Origin of the sequence: Nonomuraea sp. NPDC049750 (genome assembly GCF_040659625.1) — a bacterium.
GTDB lineage: Bacteria > Actinomycetota > Actinomycetes > Streptosporangiales > Streptosporangiaceae > Nonomuraea.
This window is the reverse complement of the sequence record NZ_JBFANB010000019.1, coordinates 38,231-55,467: the sequence shown is the minus strand read 5'-3', so window position 1 is coordinate 55,467 and position 17,237 is coordinate 38,231. Positions and strand designations below refer to the sequence as shown.

The window sequence follows — 17,237 nt, the reverse complement described above, 5'->3', positions numbered from 1 at the left end:
ACGGTGCCTGGCCACCTCCACCGGAGGAGCGTTTCCCTGGACAGGCGCCGGCCCCGTGCGGTGGGTGGGGCTCACCGTGCCTGCCGTACAAGATCGTCAAGAGAATGAGGTACGGCGCGCAGGCGATCTCCACCGGAGGCGCGTTAGGTTGGGGGCATGGCGTCACCGTTTGTTGAGATTGAGGTGGGGGAGCGGACCGTTAAGGTCACAAATCCCGACAAGGTGTATTTCCCGGAGATCGGGGCGACCAAGCGCGAGCTGGTCGAGTACTACGTGAGCGTCGGCGACGGCGCGTTGCGGTCGCTCAAGGATCGGCCGACCAACCTGAAGCGTCACCCCGACGGCGTGCACAGTCCGGCGATCTACCAGAAGCGGATGCCGCCCAAGCATCCCGACTGGCTCGAGACCGTGACCGTCACGTTCCCCAGCGGGCGCAAGGCCGACTCCCTGCGCGTCACCGAGGTGGCCGCCATCGCCTACTGCGCCAACCTCGGCACCATCGACTTCCACCCCTGGCAGGTGCGCGCCGCCGACACCGAGCATCCCGACGAGCTGCGCATCGACCTCGATCCGCAGCCCGGCCTGGAGTTCGACGCCGCGCGGAAGGCCGCGTTCCTGACCCGCGAGGTGCTGGACGAGCTGGGGATGACCGGGTTCGTGAAGACCTCGGGCAATCGCGGCGTGCACATCGCCGTGCGGATCGAGCCGCGCTGGGACTTCGTCCAGGTGCGGTACGCGGGCATCGCCCTGGCCAGAGCCATCGAGGCGCGGGACCCCGGCCTGGTCACGACCGCCTGGTGGAAGGAGGAACGCGGCGAACGGGTCTTCATCGACTTCAACCAGAACGCCCGCGACCGCACCATAGCCAGCGCCTACTCCGTCAGGGCCAGACCGGACGCCACCGTCTCCACCCCGCTCACCTGGGACGAGCTGGCGGACGCCGACCCGCGCGACTTCGACATCCGTACGGTCCCGGCCCGCTTCGCCAAACTGGGGGACGTCCACGCCGCCATCGACGACCAGGCGTACTCGATCGAGGCCCTGCTCGACCGCTACGAAAGCGACGAACGCGGCGACATGCCCTATCCCCCCAACTACCCGAAGATGCCCGGCGAGCCCAAGCGGGTGCAGCCGAGCAAGGCCAGGGACAGCGAGCAAGACTGATCTGTCGACGCCCCCGAGACGGCGGCCTTCCCGGAGTCCTGCGGATTCACGCTCGCGGCGCGCTGCCTGGACTATCGGCCGTGAGGAAATCTGTCACGAGCGCGGCGACCGCCTTCGGCTGCTCGGCGAGCATATTGTGGCTGGCATCCAGCTCTTTGACCTGAATATTGGACGGCACGTCGGCGAGGTCCCGGCGCACCCCTCTTCTGAAGGCTTCCATCAATTCCCCGCCCGACAGCCCCGGCGGGTCCTGGGTCGGGATCACCACCAGCGCGGCACAGGTGACCTGACGCAGCAGCGGAATCGTGTCGCGGAACTCCGGCGTGTATCGCACCGCTTCGAGGAGTGCCGCGCTGGGCCGGGCGTAGGTTTTCCCGTCCTTCTCGGTGAGAGCCCTCGTAGGGAACATCGCCTGGAACTCGGCGGACAGCGGTTGGCCCATGTTCGCGGCCTGCGCGTCGAACATGGCCTTGAGTTTCGCCAGTTCCTGGTCCCTCGCGGCCGGATCCATCCCTGGATAGTTGCCGGGGTCGTTCTCGGCGGATCGCAGTCCGTCCAGGTTGACGATGCCCGGGCAGCCGGGATGGCGCCGGGCCCAAAGTACGGCGAGCATTCCGCCCAGCGAGTGCCCGACTATCGCCGGGTTGCCGAGGTCGAAACGCCGCACCACGGCCTCGATGTCGTCCAGAACTCTTTCCCACTCCCACGGCCCATCGCCGGACAGGCCGTGGCCCCGCAGATCCATGGCCACGGCCCGGTGGTCTCCAAGTTCCAGCGCGTCCCAGGCTTCCAGGGTGCCGCCGAGCCCGTGGAGAAGAAGCACGGGTTCGCCGTCCCCGCCTAAGTCCCGCGCGGCGAGGGGTATTTCGTGTTCAGTGATGGTCACGTCGTGCGGCATAACGCTCCTGAGGTTGGTTCAGTCGTTCGTGTATGGATTCTGTGGTCACCCCGCCGTCGGGATGCCGGTCGAGCTTCGCGCGTTTGACGAGGTCGTGAACGCCCTGCCGGGTGATGCCCAGCATCGCCCCCGCCGTGGCGAACGGCACCGCGGTCTTGCCCGGGTGGCCCACACGTCTGGCCACCGTCCGGCCGAAGGCCGTGCGCCACCACTCGTCGGGTGGATCGAACGGACCGTCTCCGGGAAAGACCGCCGCGATCAGCCGCGCTGCCGTATGAACCGCGAGCCGGTCGTTGGGTCCCAGCAACTGCGCGGCCCAAACCTCGGCCTCGATCCGCAATCGACCCCTGACCGGACCCACCTGTTCGTCCGAGCCGAACAGGATCTCCAACGGATCGACGATCCGCCGGTCGATCAGTCTGACCAGCTCACCAGCCAACGCGACGTGCTCGTCCGTACTCACTTGACGCACGATAGCAAGTACTTGCTATCGTGCGTCAAGTACCAATCGCGAAGCCGCTTCCGCTCACTGATCCGGCGGATATGAGTTGGCTCCTGTCCGCAGGAGGTCGGGTATGTGCGCGGTGGGTGCGGTCGTGGTCCCGTTCGGGCTGTGGTCACTGCGTGTAGGTCGCTCCTGCGGTTTTCTGGGAGCGGGAAAACGCAGAGTAAGTGACTGATTTCACTTCGGTCACATTACTTGACTCTTGGTCTAATAATTCGCGAGGCTCTCTTTCTATCTCGGGGCGTGACAACCGATTCGGGAGCCTTGTTATGACAAGAGCGCGACGTCTCGCAGCCGCCGGAGCCTTGGCGGCCTTCGTGGTCGGGGGCGTGAGCATGGTGGCGGGCATCGGAACCGCTTCGGCCACCACGCGGGACGAGCCGAACACGGGTGCCACCTGCCTGCTGCCCATCCTGCCGTGCGAGGTCCAGCCGTCGCTCGCGGTGCCCGACCTGCCCATCCCCAACCCGCTCGACAGCTGGTCCAGCGCGCCCGCGACGGACGACTCGTGGTCGCCGCCGCCCGAAGAGCCGGCTCCCTCGAAGGAGCCCGATCGGCCGTGGAAGCCGGCCGACGAAGAAGAGCACCGGATGCCGCAGGGCCATCCCGAGACGGGCGGTGGCGGGCTGGTGCCTGAGCCGCCAGTGTGGCCGTTCGCGGCGGGCGGCGTCGCGCTGCTGGCCGGGGCCGGGCTGACCGGGTTCGCCGTGCGGCGCGGCAAGGGCGACACGGACGCGGAGGAGATCGCGCACGCCCCCCAGCGCTGAAGCGGCCGGTGCAGAGGATGGCGCGGGCGGCCCAACGCTGAAGCGGCCGATGGCATGGGAAACGGGGCGGTGAGACGGTGGCTGGCTCGAAGCTGATCTGGGCCGGGGCGGGTGTGGTGTCGCTGGCCGGGGTGCTGCTGATCGGGTTCGGGATCAACGGCTTGCTCGGCGACGGCGCGTCCGAGCCCGTGGCGGCCGCCGGACCCCAGGTGCCCCACGCACTCAAGGCCACGAGCCTGCCGTCCCTGAACGTGCCGCTCGACAAGGTCGCCAAGCCGATGAAGGCCGCGCGGCCCACGGCCGTCTACATCCCCTCGATCGGCGTGTCGGCGCCGCTGATGGAGCTCGGCCTCGACGCGGCCGGGGCGATCCAGAACCCGCCCTTCGACCCGCCGAACCTCGCCGGCTGGTACCGCTACGGCGCCGTCCCCGGCGGGCGCGGCGCCGCCGTGATCACCGGCCATCTCGACACGAAGAGCGGCCCGGCCGTGTTCGCGAGACTCAAGAACGTCAGGCGCGGCGAGCAGGTGCAGGTGCTGCGGGCCGACCGGTCCGTGGCCGTGTTCGTGGTGGACCGGGTCGAGCACACGCCGAAGAAGAGCTTCCCCACCAAGAAGGTGTACGGGAAGATCGACTATCCGGGGCTGCGGCTGGTGACCTGCGGGGGGACCTTTGACCGGCAGGCCCACAGCTACCGGGACAACACCATCGTGTTCGCCCACCTCGCGGCGCCGTACCATCTCAAGAGCTAAGGGTCGCGGGGCAGGCCGAGGGCGCGTTCGGCGATGATGTTCAGCTGGACCTCGGCGGTGCCGCCGCCGATGGTGAACGCCCTGGTGGTCAGGATGGTCCGTGACCAGCGGGCGTTCGACGGGTCGAGCGACCAGCAGTATTCGGAGACGGCCTGGGCGTGGCGCATGCCGAGGAGTTTGCGCACGCTGGGGGCCGTACCCGGGTCGGTGCCCGAGAGCTGGGAGAGCGTCACGCGCAGGCCGAGCGCCGAGATGGCCTGACCCTCCGCCCAGAGGCGGCCGGCCTGTTCGCGCTGGGACTGCCGCAGGTCGGGCAGCTTGCCGACGAGTTCGATCATGTCGGTGTGCTGGGAGCCGGGGCCCCAGGAGTCGCCGAGCGCGACCCGTTCGTGCGACAGCGTGTCGCGGGCCACTCGCCAGCCGCCGTCGACCTCGCCGACCACCAAATCATCGGGTACGAACACGTCGTCCAGGAACACCTCGTTGAAGATCTCCTCGCCGTTGATCTCCTTGAGCGGCCGGATGGTGATGCCCGGCGTGGCCATGTCCACCAGGAAGTAAGTGATGCCCTGGTGCTTGGGCTTCGAGGGCGAGGTCCTCGCCAGACATATCCCGAAATGTGCGTACTGGGCGAGGGATGTCCAGATCTTCTGGCCCGTCAGGGACCAGCCGCCCTCCACCCGGGTCGCCCTCGTCGACAGGCTCGCCAGGTCGGAGCCCGCGCCCGGCTCGCTGAAGAGCTGGCACCAGACGATCTCGCCGGTGAACGTCCTGGGCAGGAAGTGTTCGGCCTGCTCGCGGGTGCCGTACTTGACGATGGAGGGCACGGCCCACGCCGCTATGCCGAGGTTCGGGCGGCCGAGGTCGCGGAACTCCTGGTGGATGATCACCTGCTCCAACGGTGACGCCGCCCGGCCCCACGGCTTCGGGAGGTAAGGCATGATCCACCCCTCCCGGGCGAACCTCCCCAGCCTGGCTTCCCGCTCCAACGCCCGCAGGGACGCCGCCTCTGCCCAAATCGTGTCGCGTACCTTCGCCGCCTCCTCGGGCAGATCAGGCTCCAGGCGCCGCCGCACCCCTGACGCGGCCAACTCGGCCACCTTCTCGGCCCACACGCCCGGATCGTTGGCCAGCATCCTGTCGGACAGGGCCCGGCGGTAGTAGCGGTGCGCGTCGTGCTCGTAGGTGTAGCCGATGCCGCCGAGAACCTGAATCGCGTCGGCGGCGCACCGTACGGCCGCGTCGGGGCCCAGCACCGCCGCCACCCCGACCGCCAGCCGCGCCTCATCGTCAACCGTCCACAGTCCGGTACGACTCGGGGCCGGTCCGCTCGTGACCCGCTTACGACCGAGGGTCGGCGCGGCGGGGACCGCCTCGTCCATGGCCCTGGCCGCGTCCCAGACGGCGGCGCGTGCCTGCTCCAGCGCCACCAGCGCCGCCGCCACCCGGTGCTTGACCCCCTGGAACTGCCCGATCGGCCGCCCGAACTGCTCGCGCGCCTTGGCGTACTCGGCGGCCGTCTCCACGGCCCACGCCGCCACCCCGCACGAGTCCGCGCCCAGCAGTACGGCGGCCACCTCGCGCACCGGTACGACGCCGAGCGGCCGCTTCCGCATCCCGGCGAACCCCACGATCGAGCACACGGCCCGGTCGAGGTCCACACTGTCGAACGGCTCGGCGGTGACGTCCTGCCACTCGAACAGCGACCACTCCCCGTCCCCGACCGGCAGCAGGAAGACGTCGGCCTTGGAGGAGCCAAGGGCGAGCAGCGCGTCGCCGTCGGCCGTACCGTGCAGGGCGACCGCCGCGCTGAGCGACCCGTCGGCGAGGCCGCCGAGCAGGTCCTTCGGTCCCCGGGACCGCGCCAGCACCGCCGAGGCGAGCACGGTCGGCAGGTAGGCGCCGGGCACGCGCCGCTCACCGAGCACCTCCAGCGCCACGGCCAGCTCAAGCAGCCCGTAGCCCTGCCCGCCGTACTCCTCGGGCAGGTGCAGCCCGAGCACGGCCTGTGCGGCCAGCGCCGTGGACCGCTCGGCCTGCCCGCGTACGGAGGCGGCCAGCGCCCGGTGTTCCTCGGTCAGCCCGATGCCCATGCGACCGAATCTAGAAGCCAGGTGGGTGGATCTCCAGAGGTCAGAGGCAACAGATCACGCACAGTCGGCGTCGTGCTACGCCGGCCGCGATCCGCGGGAGCCTACCGCATGGGGTCCGCAAACAGCGCCGCCCGCCTCTCCGGCCTGCCCGCGTGCGCGGCGGTGTGGCGCAGTGAGCGGCAGGCCACCACGACCCACGCGGCGACGAGCAGCGCGTAGAGGACCACGGCGACCCAGACGAACATTTGCGAGCCGGTACGGGCGGCGAGGGCCCCGGTGCCGGTGACGCAGGCACCGAGGGGGAAGATGAAAGACCACCAGGTGGCCGCGAAGGGTAGCCCCGCTCGAAACTCCCGTACGGTCAGCGCCGCGGCGAGTGCCAGCCACAGCATGGCGAAGCCCCACACCCCGACTCCGCACAGCAGCGCGATGACCGCCGCGCCGTGCGCGTACGGCTCGGGCAGCGCGCTCGGCGCCGCTGTGGCCAGCGCCCCCAGCCCTGTCACGACCTGGCCCAGCGCCCCCAGGCCGATCCACACCGTGGGGACCATCGCACCACTGGGCGCGTCATGGTGCACCAGGCGGCTGTAGACCATGGCCAGCACCAGCAGTGCCGCCACCAGGCCGAGCCCGAACATCGCGTAGCAGCCCAGCAGCAGGGCCAGTCGCAGCTGTCCGGCAGGCGTGTGCGGGATGAGCAGCGCGCCTGTCGTGGCCGAGACCAACGGTGGTACCACCGGCATCAGCCAGCCACCGAACGCCGCGTCCGGTGCGAAGCGGTGCCGGGTGACCATCAGGTACGGCACCGTACAGGCCGTGGCGAGACCGAGTGCGGTGCCGAGCGACCACAGCGCCCAGTCCACGTTCAGCGCGGCCTGCGCCCCGATCACCGGCTGACCGAGTTGCGGTGCCCCGGCACCCACCGTGAGCAGCGCCACGGCCGGCGCGCCGAAGAATTGAGCGTGCATCGGATCCGCGGCGTGCAGGCGCAGCGCCCGCTGCCAGACGTAGCCGACCGTCAGCACGACGAGCAGCAGGCCGGCCCCCGACCAGACCACCGTGGCGGCGACCAGCAGCCCGGGAAAGCTTCGGGGTAGGGTGACCGCCGCGTTGGCGACGATGCCGGTGCCCATGACGGCCGCGAACCAGTTGGGGCCGAACAGCGCACGACCTGTCGCGTTCGCCCTGGGCAGCGAGGGGCGGCCGGGGTCCACGTCGCCCTCGGTCTGGATGGCTCGGGCACTGCTGGGGTGGGATGTCACGGCGTAGAACGCCTCGTTCCTCGTCTGGGGAATCACCGTCGTGAACCGGCCGGCCGGAGGGCCCCAGCCCAGCACATCGCGGGCCGCGGCCAAGTCCGTCGGCCCGTTGGCTTCACGGTATGGCGGCCGCCCGTCGCCGGCGGATAGCAGCGTGTGCCACAACGCCCTCACATCAGGACATGCCACGGAGCGGGTCCGCCACTCCGGTGGTGTGGAAACGCGCCCGGAACACGCCTGGAGTCACCTTGAGATTGCGGACGAATGCTCTGCGTAGTGACTCGGGGGAGCCGAACCCGGTGCGGCGGGCGATCACCGCCATGGGATCGTCGCCGGTCTCCAGCATCGCCTGCGCCGCTTCCAGCCGGATCTGCTCCACGTACCGGGCCGGTGTCGTGCCCATCTCGTCGTAGAAGAGCCGGGTCACGTGACGGGAGCTGATGCCGGCTCTGCGAGCCATGGCGGACAGGGTGTGGGTGGCACCAGGGTCTTCCGCGACGGCGTCCAGCACCCGGCGGAGCATCTCCTGGCGAGTGTGCGGAGCACGGGCGCGCACGCTGAACTGGGACTGCCCGCCGGGCCGTTGCATGAAGACCACCATGTCCTTGGCCACCGCGCGGGCCACTTCGGCTCCACAGTGCTGTTCCACGAGAGCCAGTGAGAGGTCGATGCCCGCGCTCACCCCGGCCGAGGTCATCACCTTCCCGTCCTGGACGAAGATCGCGTCGGACTCGACCTGGACGGCGGGGAAACGCAGGGCGAGATCCCGTGAGTGGCGCCAGTGGGTGGCGGCGCGACGGCCGTCCAGCAGGCCGGCGGCGGCCAGCAGGAAGGCGCCGGTGCAGACAGAGACAGTACGACGAGAGTTCGCGTCGAGCCTGCGCACCATGTCCAGCAGCGCGTCGTCCCTGATCAGCTGGTCCCAGCCCGGACCTCCGGGTATCACCAGGACGTCGCTGGTCTCATGCGCGCCCTCGATGGCCATGTCGACGCTGAGCCGGGTGCCCGCCGAGGTCGTCACCTCGTTGCCGTCGGCCGACACCAGGTTCAGCCGGTAGTGGCCGCCGAATTCGTTCGCCGAAGTGAACACCTCGATCGGACCGGTCACGTCCAGCAGTCGGGCTCCGGGAAAGACGAAGATCGTGACGAGGAGTGAGCCGGTTCCGGCGTGTCTGGGGTTCATCGGATGCCCTCCGGACCTGCGATGCGGTGTCGCCGATGTTAGGCGTAGTGAGTTCGTAAAACAAACCGACTACGATCGCGGTGTGACCGATGTCCAGCCACGGGCCTGCCCCATCGCCGGGACCCTCGACCTGGTAGGAGAGCGCTGGTCGCTCCTGGTATTGCGTGAGGTGTTCATGGGCGTCCGGCGCTACGCCGACATCCGCGCCAACACCGGAGCGCCGCGGGACGTCCTCACCAAGCGACTGAGGTCCCTGGAGGCCGCGGAGATCCTGGAGCGCCGCCCGTATCAGGACCGCCCTCCCCGCTCCGAGTACCACCTGACGGCCGCGGGGCAGGCGCTGGAGCCGGTGCTGATCGGGCTCCGGGAATGGGGCATCCGGCACCTCCGGAACCCGCCGCCTGCACCGCGGTTCCTGCACACGTGCGGCGCCGAGGTGCAGACGCGGATCGTCTGCGCGGAGTGCGGCGAATCGCTTGAGGGAGGCGGACTGGTGACCGTGCCGCAGGAGGCGGACCGTCCAAGGCTCACTCATCCCGCGCCGTCGGCTGCTGGGGCCCCGCTGCCGGACATGACGTCGGCGATCACCTCGGACAGCGGATGATTCGCGCGTAGATCGGCATACCGCAAGGCCACCCGGCGAGCAGCCCGGACGGGTTCGGCAGCGGGATGCCAGGCGTAAAGCACGCGCCTGCGCCGGGTGTCCCATCCCGTACGCCACCAGTAGCGTTCACCGTCGCACCAGACGACCAGGCCGACCCACACCGACACGAGAGCCATCCCGTAACCCTCGTGAACATCAGCGTGGATACCCAGCGTTTCAAGCTCATCTCTGAGCTGCTCCGCGGCGGCGGGGGCCTGGCTGCCGGAGCCGGAGTTCAAGGTTTCCGGGGGAGTGGCTGACATGCCACCAAGCATCACGGAGAGTTACGTGCCACTCCAGGGACGTGATGTGGCACATGGAGACCCTCCGAGCGACACCTGCCACACTTGGTGGCACTTCGATCAGGACTCGACACCCAGGAATGTCGCGATCTCGGCCTGGTCCGCACGAAGTGCCCGCGATCTGTCCTCAATGAGCTGATCCACGACACGTCGGGCGAACGACTGATACTTGAGCCAGTGCGGCACCCGAGTCCGTAGGTCGTGAAGTATCGCCCAGGACTCCGCCGCGTTCCGTGCGGAGGCGTTGGCGCTGGCGACGTCGAGCATGTAACGGTGCTTCGTGCTGCTGGACAGCCGGTTCGACAGCCGTACGGTGTTGTGGATCTCCAACGCCCGTGAATGGTCGCCACGCACCACGGCGTACTCCACAGCCTTGATCTGGATCAGCTCGGGGGAGAAGCCGGCGAAGGTCGATGCTCCTCGTGCTGCCCACAGCGGCGGAGCTTGGAGCTCTTGTTCGCTGATTCGGTGCGCACCCGCTTGCGCGAGTGTGAGCATGTCATCGGCTTCGTCGCCCTGGTTGTTCCGTACGGCTGCCGCGGAGGCCCACAGCAGTAGCCATCCCCACGTGGCGAACTCGGCCGGATTCCCGGTCGAGAAGCGAGGCTCGATCGCCTGCGCCGTCGAAAGCGCCGCACGCCGGGAGTCTTCCAAGCGCCCCTCACGGAGAAAGAGCCAGCACTCGTTGAAGACGTGCCACGCGGCCAGCAACGCGTCATCGGCCAGTTCCGCGTGCGCGATGCCTTCGGTGATCGCCTGATAAGCGAGGTCGTACTGCTGAAGTTGAATCAGTGCCTGCGCGGAGAACTGGAAGGTCTGGGACAGCAGCGTTCTGGCCGCACGTTCCGACGGTGCATCATTCGCTTCGGCCACCAAGGTCATCGCTTCCAGAAGCAGCGAAGGGATGGTCTGCACCACCGCGCGGTAATCGTCCTCGCGGTACAGCCCGTTGGCGGCGAGGAAGGACGCCCGAACGGTCTCGTACGTGACCGGCCCGTCGAGATCAGGCATGTGGACGCCTGTCAGACCGCGTATCGGCTGGAGAGTGCGCCGCAGGGCGAAAAGATCGGCGTGCACACTTTCGTCCTGGGGCGACACCGGTTCCGGCGAAGGCCGGAACAGCTCTGAGGTCCGCACGTCCAACGCCTGCGCCAGCTTGCGGAGGGTGGAAACCCGAGCGCTCTTGCGGTCGTTCTGTTCGAGCTTGCGGATCGTGGACACGCTGACGCCCGAGCGTTCTTCGAGTTCTTCCTGGGTGAATCCCTTGCTCACCCGGATGCGCGCCAAATTGTCGCCCAGCGCTGATTCGGTCGCCATATCCAGAACACCTCTGGGGGTTGTGGGGCCTTCTCTGAGAGTAGCCGCCTGGAACCGGTCTCTTGCGGCGAATCGGCGCGGGGACGCAGCGCTTTGCCAGCCTCCTCGACAGATGATCTACTTTGCCCCATGGGGTTACATCGCTCGATTCGACCATCCAGGAGGCTCTGCACAGCGAGTGCCTTGATGGTCTTGGCATGCAGTCTGATCGGCTGTAGCCCCGTTTATGAGGGCATGTACGGTGGCGGCCAGGAATGCGTAGACCGGGCGAACCGGGAGAACGCTCTGTATCTGAAGGCGGTCGGGGCCGTTCTGCCATCGGGCAAGCGTGTGAGTGTTGACGAATGGAACGGATGCGACTCCGCCAACAACGGTGCCGCACTGTCCGTTCTGGTGAGCCCGGAACTTCGACGTGATGAGCTGCGGAAGGCGTTCGTCGAGGCGGGGTGGTCGCCCGCCTCGCAGGCATGCGCTCCAAGCTGTACGGAATTTCAGCTTGTCGACCAGGTGGGCCAGAGGCTCATCGGGATCGCTTTCGAAGAGATCACTGACACTTCTCCAAAAGGCCAACGAGAGGGCTTGTCGGTCAGCGTGGCCGCGGCTGACTCCTGCTGGGACGACCGCGGGTACAGATGCGGCTAGGCGACATCCGTTGCTTGATCAGCCCGATGGGTCGAGCAAGCGTCCGGAACCGCGTGCGGGACCGGACACCCGGCCGCGGCCAGCCGGGAATTTGAGCACCAAGATGGCGGCCAGGACGAGAGCGGCGGTCTGAAGGGCGAGTTGCACCCCATAGTTGATCTCTTGGGTGGGGAACGCGCCGCTGCTCACGTAGATCGACGTATGCACGCCCACCGCCATCCACACCGCTCCCGTTCGCGCCCGGGCCGCCCCGCACAGTAGCCCGAGCGCGGTGGCCTGCACGACAAAGAGGATCTTCTCCGCGATCCCCGAGGCGGGGCTGCTCGACAGGATGTGGATCGCGCCGAAGGACAGCGTGGTGATCGCCAGAACGGCGCGGGGCCCGAGCCGGTCGGACAGCGTGTCGTACAGATGGCCCCGGAACAGCAGCTCTTCCGGGAACGAGGCCCTCAGCATGATCAGGACGATGGCAAGAGGCAGCATGAGGGGCGACTCGATCGCCGGCGGTTGCCAGGTCGCCGCGCCCGCCCAGACGGACACGGCGTTGCCCGCGAGCAGGGGGGCCAGGCCCACCGCCATGCCGAGCAGCGCTTGGGGTAGAGCCCGCCACGTCAAGGTCATCCCGAGGCCGGACCACGGGCGATGGCTCACGAAGCGTCGATAGACGTACAACAGGAGGAGCACCAGCACCGTGATCAACGGCGCCAGGGCTTGTGAGCCGTCGAACAGGACGTTGCCGATCGCGGCGACTCCGAAGATGGCCGCGAACAGCATCGCGATCGTGACAAGGACAGCACCGAGGTTTCGCATGGCGGCACGCTAAAACCCGCTCGTCAGTGCGCACATCGAGCATGGGGTAGATCCGGGCATGACCGAAGTACCGTGTCGCTGGGGGGATGTCGCGGGGGTGGACAGCCGCGTAGGGTCCCCAGATGTGATGTTTCGCGACCCCGGTCGGCCTGCCCTGCTGTCGGTGGTGTTCTGGTCGGTCTTCGCGACGGTCCTGGTCGGCGGCGTCGGGGCCGCCGTGGAATCCACCACCGGATCCGCCGCCGGATGGCCGCGCCTCGGGCTCTTCGCCGCTCTGATGGCGCTGGTGGCGGCGCTCTGGCTGGTCATGCCGTGGAGCCCCGACGCGAGCCCCGTGCGCAAGCTGGCCGCCCCGGGGCTCCTGGTGGTGATCTTGTTCGTCGGTCAGTTCCTGAGCGGGTGGCACATCGCGCTGGTGTTCGTCGCGATGGTGAACCTGGCCTTCGTGTACGACATGCGCCGCGCCATCGTGATCACGGCGATCTACCTGCTCGCCGTGGGCGCGTCCATCCTGGTGCTGTTCGGCGCCACTTGGCGCGAAGCGCTCGACCAGGTCATGCCGATGACGCTGCTCGCCGTCTTCTCCCTGGCCATGACCTCCGCCCTGCTCGAGGCCGGCCGGCAGCGCGCGGCGGCGCAGCGGCTGATCGAGCGGATCAGGGAGCTGGCCGTGGCCGAGGAACGCGCCCGGATGGCCAGGGACATGCACGACTCGATCGGGCACCAGCTCACCGTGATCAAGATCAACCTGGAGAACGCCGAACGCTACCGGGAACGGCGTCCGGACCTGATCTGGGAAGAGGTAGGCCAGGCCAAGGAGATGACCGTGCGGGCACTGGCCGAGACGCGGCGCTGGGTGCGCGCGCTGCGCCCCCTCGCGCTGGACGGCCGGCTCGGCAGCGCCGCGCTCGGCCAGCTGGCCCAGTCCTTCGAGGGCACCGGCATCGAGGTCGGCTTCACGGTCGACGGGCTCGAACGCCGCATCGACCCCGACTCCGAGCTGGTCCTCTACCGCGTACTCCAGGAAGGGCTCACCAACGCGCTGCGGCACGCCGAGGCCCGCCGGGTGCGTGCCCGCCTGAACTTCGGCGAGGATCGGGTGGTGCTGACGATCGACGATGACGGCAAGGGTACGGCGCGCGCGGCCGGGTTCGGCCTGTCCTCGCTGGCCGAGCGGGTGCGGGCCGTCGGCGGCAGCTTCCTGGCGGCCAACGCCCGCGACGGCGGGTTCGAGCTGCGGGCCGAGGTGCCGGTGGCCCGGTCATGATCCGCGTACTGCTCGTGGACGACCAGGAGCTCATGCGCCGTGGACTGCGCAAGCTGCTGGAGATCGAGGACGGGATCGAGGTGGTGGGCGAGGCCGCCGACGGCCGGGAGGCACTGGCCGCCATGCCGGACTGCGCCCCCGACGTGGTGCTCGTCGATGCCAGGATGCCGCGGATGGACGGGGTCGAGCTGACCGCCCGGCTCGCCGCCGAGCACCCGGGCGTCGCCGCGCTGGTGCTCAGCACCTTCGAGGAGGACGCGTACATCTTCGGCGCGCTGCGCGCCGGAGCCCGCGGCTACCTGCTGAAGGACTGCTCGCCCGAGGAGCTGGTCGACGGCATCCGCAAGGCGTACGAGGGCGAGACCGTGCTCGACGGACCCGTTGCCGCCCGGCTCGTGGCCGAGCTGCGCGGGCAGCCGCGCGAGCCGAGCCGCTTTCGCGGCCAGGAGCTCCTGTCGAGCCGGGAACTCGAGGTGGCCAGGATGATCGCGGTGGGTGCGGCCAACCGGGAGATCGCCGCCCGGCTGTTCATCACCGAGGGGACGGTGAAGAACCATGTGTCGAGCATGCTGCGCAAACTGGGCCTACGCGACCGCACCCAGCTCGCACTGCACCTGTCCAGGTCGTAAAGGGCCTTTCAGGAGTCGCCGAACTCCAGATCCAGCGCCCGGGTGAAGTCGGCCACCGCCTCCTCGTGCCGCTCCATCTCCTGCAGGACCTCGCCCCGCACCCGGTATGCCCAGATGTAGTCCTCGTCCAGCTCGATCGCCCGGTCCAGGTCCTTCACCGCGCCCTCGTTGTCGCCCATCTCGCTGAGCACCGCCCCACGGCTGCCCAGCGCCCGGTCGTTGTCCGGGTCGAGGTCGATGGCCCGGTTCAGGTCGGTCAGGGCCTCGTCGTAGCGGTCGACCATGCGCAGCGCCTCACCGCGCCTGCTGAACGCCCGTACGTACTCGGGCTCCACCTCCAGCGCCCGCGTGTAGTCGTCGATGGCCTCGGTGTACAGGTGCATGCGCTGGTAGAGCTCGCCTCTGGCCAGCCATGAGTACGCCAGTTCCTCGTTCAGGGCGATGATCTTCGCGTGCTCCTCCAGCGCCTCGTCCAGGCGGCCGAGATCGGCGAGGGTGTCCGCCTTCGCCTCCAGGATCCACAGCGATTCGGGCGAGAGGGTGAGCGCGTGCTCGAAGTCGGCCATGGCCTCCTCGAAGCGGCCGAGCGAGGCATACGCCTGGCCGCGCGAGCCCAGGGCGTACCCGCTGTCCGGCTCCAGCCGCAGCGCCTCGTCGAAGTCGGACAGCGCGGCCTCGTAGCGCTCGATGATCCGGTGGCTCTCACCGCGCAGCCGCCAGGCTCGGGCATTGTCCGGCACGAGCGCGATCGACTCCGTAAGATCGGCGATGGCGGCGTCGTGTCTCGACAGCGCGATGTACGACTCGGCCCGGCTGCGCAGCACCGAGGCCCGAGACTGTGCGGCAGCCTCGGAAAGCTCCGGCTTTTCGTTGATCCCCTCGCTCATGATGAGAATCTATCTAACTAAATCTGGATGATGGCCGCCTTCTCCCGGGTGTATTCGAGGACCGAGTCGTGCCCGTAGCCGCTGTCCTTCACGCCGCCGAACGGTAGCCCCGGCGGCATCTGCCGGAAGGTGTTCACCCACACCGTCCCGCTGCGCAGATCGCGGACGAACCGGTGGGCGCGGCGCAGGTCACGCGTCCACAGACCGGCCGCCAGCCCGTACGGCGAGTCGTTGGCGATCGTCAGCGCCTCCTCGTCCGTCTCGAACGGGATCGCCACCGCCACGGGCCCGAAGATCTCCTCCTGGCAGATGCGCAGCGCGTTGTCGCCGGTCGTGTAGAGGGTGGGCGCCACCCAGTAGCCGCCGGGCAGATGTGGCACCACCTCGGCGCCCGCCCGGCCGCCGAACACCAGCTCCGCGCCCTCCTTCTCGGCCACCTCCAGGTAGGAGAGGACGCGCTCGTACTGGCCGGCCGACACGATCGGGCCCATCGTGGTCGCCAGGTCGAGCGGGTCGTCCAGAATGAGGCTCTCCGCGATCTGCCGGGTACGCTCCAGCACCTCGTCCCAGACGGACCGGTGGATGAGGATCCGCGAACCGGCCACGCAGACCTGCCCGGCGTTGCCGGTGAAGATGGAGTTCACGGTGATGCCCTGGGCGGCCGCCTCCAGATCAGCATCAGGAAAGACGATATTTGGCGACTTGCCGCCTAGTTCGAAGGTCATCGGCTTGAGAGAGTCGGCGGAGGCCCGGGTGATGGCCTGACCGGTGGCCGTCGAACCGGTGAGGCTGATCTTGCCGACGCCCCGGTGCCGTACGAGGGCGTCGCCCACCTCCTCGCCCAGGCCGCTGACGATGTTCAGCACGCCGGGCGGGAACACCTCCGCCAGCAGTTCGCCCAGCCGCAGCACCGACACGCTCGCCTGCTCGGCGGGCTTGACGATGACCGTGTTGCCGGCCGCGAGGGCGAAGGCGGCCTTCGCGGAGAACGTCGAGATGGGGGAGTTCCACGGGATGATGCAGACGGCCACGCCGTACGGCTCGCGCCGCGTCAGACCGAGTGCGTCGGGCCCCAGGATGACGGTGTCGCCCTTGACCGCGTCCAGGCACTGGCCCGCGGCGAGCTGCCACAGGTGCGCCATGCCCGGCAGGTCCTTCTTGAGCGTGTCGCGCAGGATCCTGCCGTTGTCGCGCGTCTCCAGCCTGGCCAGCTCCTCGGCGTGCTGGACGAAGAGCTCGGAGACCTTGCGCAGGAAGTGCGCCCTGCCCAGCGCCGGCATGGCCGACCAGCGGGGGAACGCCTCCTGGGCGGCCGCCACGGCCGCCTCGGCGTCCTTGGGGCCGCTCGCCGGGATCCTGGTCCACACCTCGCCGGTGGCCGGGTTGACGGAGTCCATGGTCTTGCCGTCGACGGCCGGGACGAGCTTGCCGCCGATCAAGTTGCGATAGTCAGCCACGTGGCCAAGCATATGCTTGCTTGTCTCGCACCGGCTAGCGGGCACTGCGGTGCGCCGGGTGCCCATCGTGATCGCAGAAGCTGCTGTGACCACGATGGGCAGGGTTTGGCGACCGGCGCTCAGCCGTCGATCCGGCTGATGGTGTACATCTGCGGGGTGGCGCCGAGCTGGGCGCGCAGTTGCTGGCCGCTGCCCACGTTGGAGGCGGGCTTGTGGTCGCTGATCACTACCGGCCGTGCGTCTTGCCACCATTCGCATTGGTCGCCGCCGCCCACGAACCTCCACCGCTGGCTGGAGGAGCCTACGGCGCAGACGTAACCGTCGCTGGAGTCCAGCCAGTAGCCGGCGTAGGGGCCGTCGTCGATTTTCATCAGGCAGCTCCAGCCGCCGTCCTCCTCTTGACCGTCTACCACGCGGAAGCGCGCCTGGGCGGAATCGACGGCGCCCCAGCACAGCCACTTGGTGTCCACCAGACGCGAAGGGTGGCCGACGGCGGACTGTGTGCCGTACGCGAAGTCCAGCCGGCTCTGGGGGTGTAGCTCCGTGCCCCGGTAGATGGAGAACCGTCCTTGTGGAAGTCCCATAGATTCCTCGCTAGCTACTTTGTGCATTCATTCATGTTCAGAGAGTAGCTACCCAGGATCGGAACGGGCCGCACCCAG

The 17,237-nt window shown here is 68.8% G+C and carries 16 protein-coding genes; 6 read left to right on the top strand and 10 right to left on the bottom strand.

Translation table 11 applies throughout. The features are described 5' to 3' along the window. Positions 1 to 156: 156 nt before the first annotated feature. On the top strand, positions 157 to 1,164 hold the full coding sequence (gene ligD, locus AB0J16_RS38075) for a non-homologous end-joining DNA ligase (RefSeq protein ID WP_358549012.1): 1,008 nt from the start codon (positions 157 to 159) through the stop codon (positions 1,162 to 1,164). Positions 1,165 to 1,210: 46 nt separating this feature from the next. On the opposite strand, the gene AB0J16_RS38070 is transcribed toward ligD, so the two are convergent. Both AB0J16_RS38070 and AB0J16_RS38065 read right to left on the bottom strand, forming a co-directional pair. Beyond that, on the bottom strand, positions 1,211 to 2,062 hold the full coding sequence (locus AB0J16_RS38070; protein WP_358549009.1) for an alpha/beta hydrolase: 852 nt from the start codon (positions 2,060 to 2,062) through the stop codon (positions 1,211 to 1,213). Further along, a complete protein-coding gene (locus AB0J16_RS38065) occupies positions 2,037 to 2,525 on the bottom strand; it encodes a hypothetical protein (protein ID WP_358549006.1) in 489 nt (162 codons plus the stop codon). The genes AB0J16_RS38070 and AB0J16_RS38065 overlap by 26 nt, the downstream gene beginning before the upstream one ends. Before the next feature lie 311 nt (positions 2,526 to 2,836). Here AB0J16_RS38065 and AB0J16_RS38060 point away from each other — a divergent pair, with 311 nt between their 5' ends. Next, a complete protein-coding gene (locus AB0J16_RS38060) occupies positions 2,837 to 3,334 on the top strand; it encodes a hypothetical protein (protein ID WP_358549003.1) in 498 nt (165 codons plus the stop codon). Positions 3,335 to 3,411: 77 nt separating this feature from the next. Further along, entirely contained in the window at positions 3,412 to 4,086 is a 675-nt protein-coding gene (locus tag AB0J16_RS38055) for a class F sortase (RefSeq protein ID WP_358549000.1), read from the top strand. Here the strand turns inward: AB0J16_RS38055 and AB0J16_RS38050 are convergent. The 3 genes from AB0J16_RS38050 to AB0J16_RS38040 all read right to left on the bottom strand — a co-directional run bounded on the left by AB0J16_RS38050 (position 4,083) and on the right by AB0J16_RS38040 (position 8,621). After that, positions 4,083 to 6,179: an acyl-CoA dehydrogenase gene (locus AB0J16_RS38050; RefSeq protein ID WP_358548998.1), complete on the bottom strand. Its 2,097-nt coding sequence runs from the start codon at positions 6,177 to 6,179 to the stop codon at positions 4,083 to 4,085. The two genes, AB0J16_RS38055 and AB0J16_RS38050, sit on opposite strands and share 4 nt — an antisense overlap. A 101-nt stretch (positions 6,180 to 6,280) precedes the next feature. Beyond that, on the bottom strand, positions 6,281 to 7,477 hold the full coding sequence (locus AB0J16_RS38045) for a TDT family transporter (protein ID WP_358548996.1): 1,197 nt from the start codon (positions 7,475 to 7,477) through the stop codon (positions 6,281 to 6,283). A gap of 136 nt (positions 7,478 to 7,613) precedes the next feature. Next, positions 7,614 to 8,621: a GlxA family transcriptional regulator gene (locus AB0J16_RS38040; RefSeq protein ID WP_358548993.1), complete on the bottom strand. Its 1,008-nt coding sequence runs from the start codon at positions 8,619 to 8,621 to the stop codon at positions 7,614 to 7,616. An 82-nt stretch (positions 8,622 to 8,703) separates the two neighbouring features. Between AB0J16_RS38040 and AB0J16_RS38035 the strand changes: the two genes are divergently transcribed. Then, on the top strand, positions 8,704 to 9,225 hold the full coding sequence (locus AB0J16_RS38035) for a helix-turn-helix domain-containing protein (RefSeq protein ID WP_358548991.1): 522 nt from the start codon (positions 8,704 to 8,706) through the stop codon (positions 9,223 to 9,225). Between the two features lie 401 nt (positions 9,226 to 9,626). Here the strand turns inward: AB0J16_RS38035 and AB0J16_RS38030 are convergent, their stop codons facing one another. Continuing rightward, the gene (locus AB0J16_RS38030) at positions 9,627 to 10,883 is read right to left on the bottom strand and encodes a helix-turn-helix transcriptional regulator (RefSeq protein ID WP_358548988.1); all 1,257 of its coding nucleotides are present in this window, start codon (positions 10,881 to 10,883) and stop codon (positions 9,627 to 9,629) included. Positions 10,884 to 11,543: 660 nt separating this feature from the next. After that, the gene (locus tag AB0J16_RS38025; protein ID WP_358548985.1) at positions 11,544 to 12,335 is read right to left on the bottom strand and encodes a type II CAAX endopeptidase family protein; all 792 of its coding nucleotides are present in this window, start codon (positions 12,333 to 12,335) and stop codon (positions 11,544 to 11,546) included. A gap of 127 nt (positions 12,336 to 12,462) precedes the next feature. On the opposite strand from AB0J16_RS38025, the gene AB0J16_RS38020 reads away from it, so the two are divergent. After that, positions 12,463 to 13,602 carry a sensor histidine kinase gene (locus tag AB0J16_RS38020; RefSeq protein WP_358549298.1) on the top strand — a complete coding sequence of 380 codons (1,140 nt, stop codon included), beginning with the start codon at positions 12,463 to 12,465 and terminating at the stop codon, positions 13,600 to 13,602. After that, a complete protein-coding gene (locus AB0J16_RS38015; RefSeq protein WP_358548982.1) occupies positions 13,599 to 14,231 on the top strand; it encodes a response regulator transcription factor in 633 nt (210 codons plus the stop codon). Before AB0J16_RS38020 ends, AB0J16_RS38015 begins: the two co-directional genes overlap by 4 nt. Positions 14,232 to 14,239: 8 nt before the next feature. Here AB0J16_RS38015 and AB0J16_RS38010 read toward each other — a convergent pair whose 3' ends face one another. The 3 genes from AB0J16_RS38010 to AB0J16_RS38000 form a co-directional block, all read right to left on the bottom strand. After that, entirely contained in the window at positions 14,240 to 15,118 is an 879-nt protein-coding gene (locus tag AB0J16_RS38010; protein WP_358548979.1) for a tetratricopeptide repeat protein, read from the bottom strand. A gap of 17 nt (positions 15,119 to 15,135) precedes the next feature. Continuing rightward, positions 15,136 to 16,575: an aldehyde dehydrogenase family protein gene (locus AB0J16_RS38005; protein ID WP_358548976.1), complete on the bottom strand. Its 1,440-nt coding sequence runs from the start codon at positions 16,573 to 16,575 to the stop codon at positions 15,136 to 15,138. A 119-nt stretch (positions 16,576 to 16,694) separates the two neighbouring features. Continuing rightward, on the bottom strand, positions 16,695 to 17,159 hold the full coding sequence (locus tag AB0J16_RS38000; RefSeq protein ID WP_358548974.1) for a hypothetical protein: 465 nt from the start codon (positions 17,157 to 17,159) through the stop codon (positions 16,695 to 16,697). Between the last annotated feature and the right edge of the window lie 78 nt (positions 17,160 to 17,237).

What these genes read in the sequence shown, in the direction of transcription:
- ligD (WP_358549012.1), top strand. Translation starts at nt 157, where the DNA reads ATGGCGTCACCGTTTGTTGAGATTGAGGTGGGGGAGCGGACCGTTAAG.
- AB0J16_RS38070 (WP_358549009.1), bottom strand. Translation starts at nt 2,062, where the DNA reads ATGCCGCACGACGTGACCATCACTGAACACGAAATACCCCTCGCCGCG.
- AB0J16_RS38060 (WP_358549003.1), top strand. Translation starts at nt 2,837, where the DNA reads ATGACAAGAGCGCGACGTCTCGCAGCCGCCGGAGCCTTGGCGGCCTTC.
- AB0J16_RS38050 (WP_358548998.1), bottom strand. Translation starts at nt 6,179, where the DNA reads ATGGGCATCGGGCTGACCGAGGAACACCGGGCGCTGGCCGCCTCCGTA.
- AB0J16_RS38040 (WP_358548993.1), bottom strand. Translation starts at nt 8,621, where the DNA reads ATGAACCCCAGACACGCCGGAACCGGCTCACTCCTCGTCACGATCTTC.
- AB0J16_RS38030 (WP_358548988.1), bottom strand. Translation starts at nt 10,883, where the DNA reads ATGGCGACCGAATCAGCGCTGGGCGACAATTTGGCGCGCATCCGGGTG.
- AB0J16_RS38025 (WP_358548985.1), bottom strand. Translation starts at nt 12,335, where the DNA reads ATGCGAAACCTCGGTGCTGTCCTTGTCACGATCGCGATGCTGTTCGCG.
- AB0J16_RS38020 (WP_358549298.1), top strand. Translation starts at nt 12,463, where the DNA reads ATGTTTCGCGACCCCGGTCGGCCTGCCCTGCTGTCGGTGGTGTTCTGG.
- AB0J16_RS38015 (WP_358548982.1), top strand. Translation starts at nt 13,599, where the DNA reads ATGATCCGCGTACTGCTCGTGGACGACCAGGAGCTCATGCGCCGTGGA.
- AB0J16_RS38010 (WP_358548979.1), bottom strand. Translation starts at nt 15,118, where the DNA reads ATGAGCGAGGGGATCAACGAAAAGCCGGAGCTTTCCGAGGCTGCCGCA.
- AB0J16_RS38000 (WP_358548974.1), bottom strand. Translation starts at nt 17,159, where the DNA reads ATGGGACTTCCACAAGGACGGTTCTCCATCTACCGGGGCACGGAGCTA.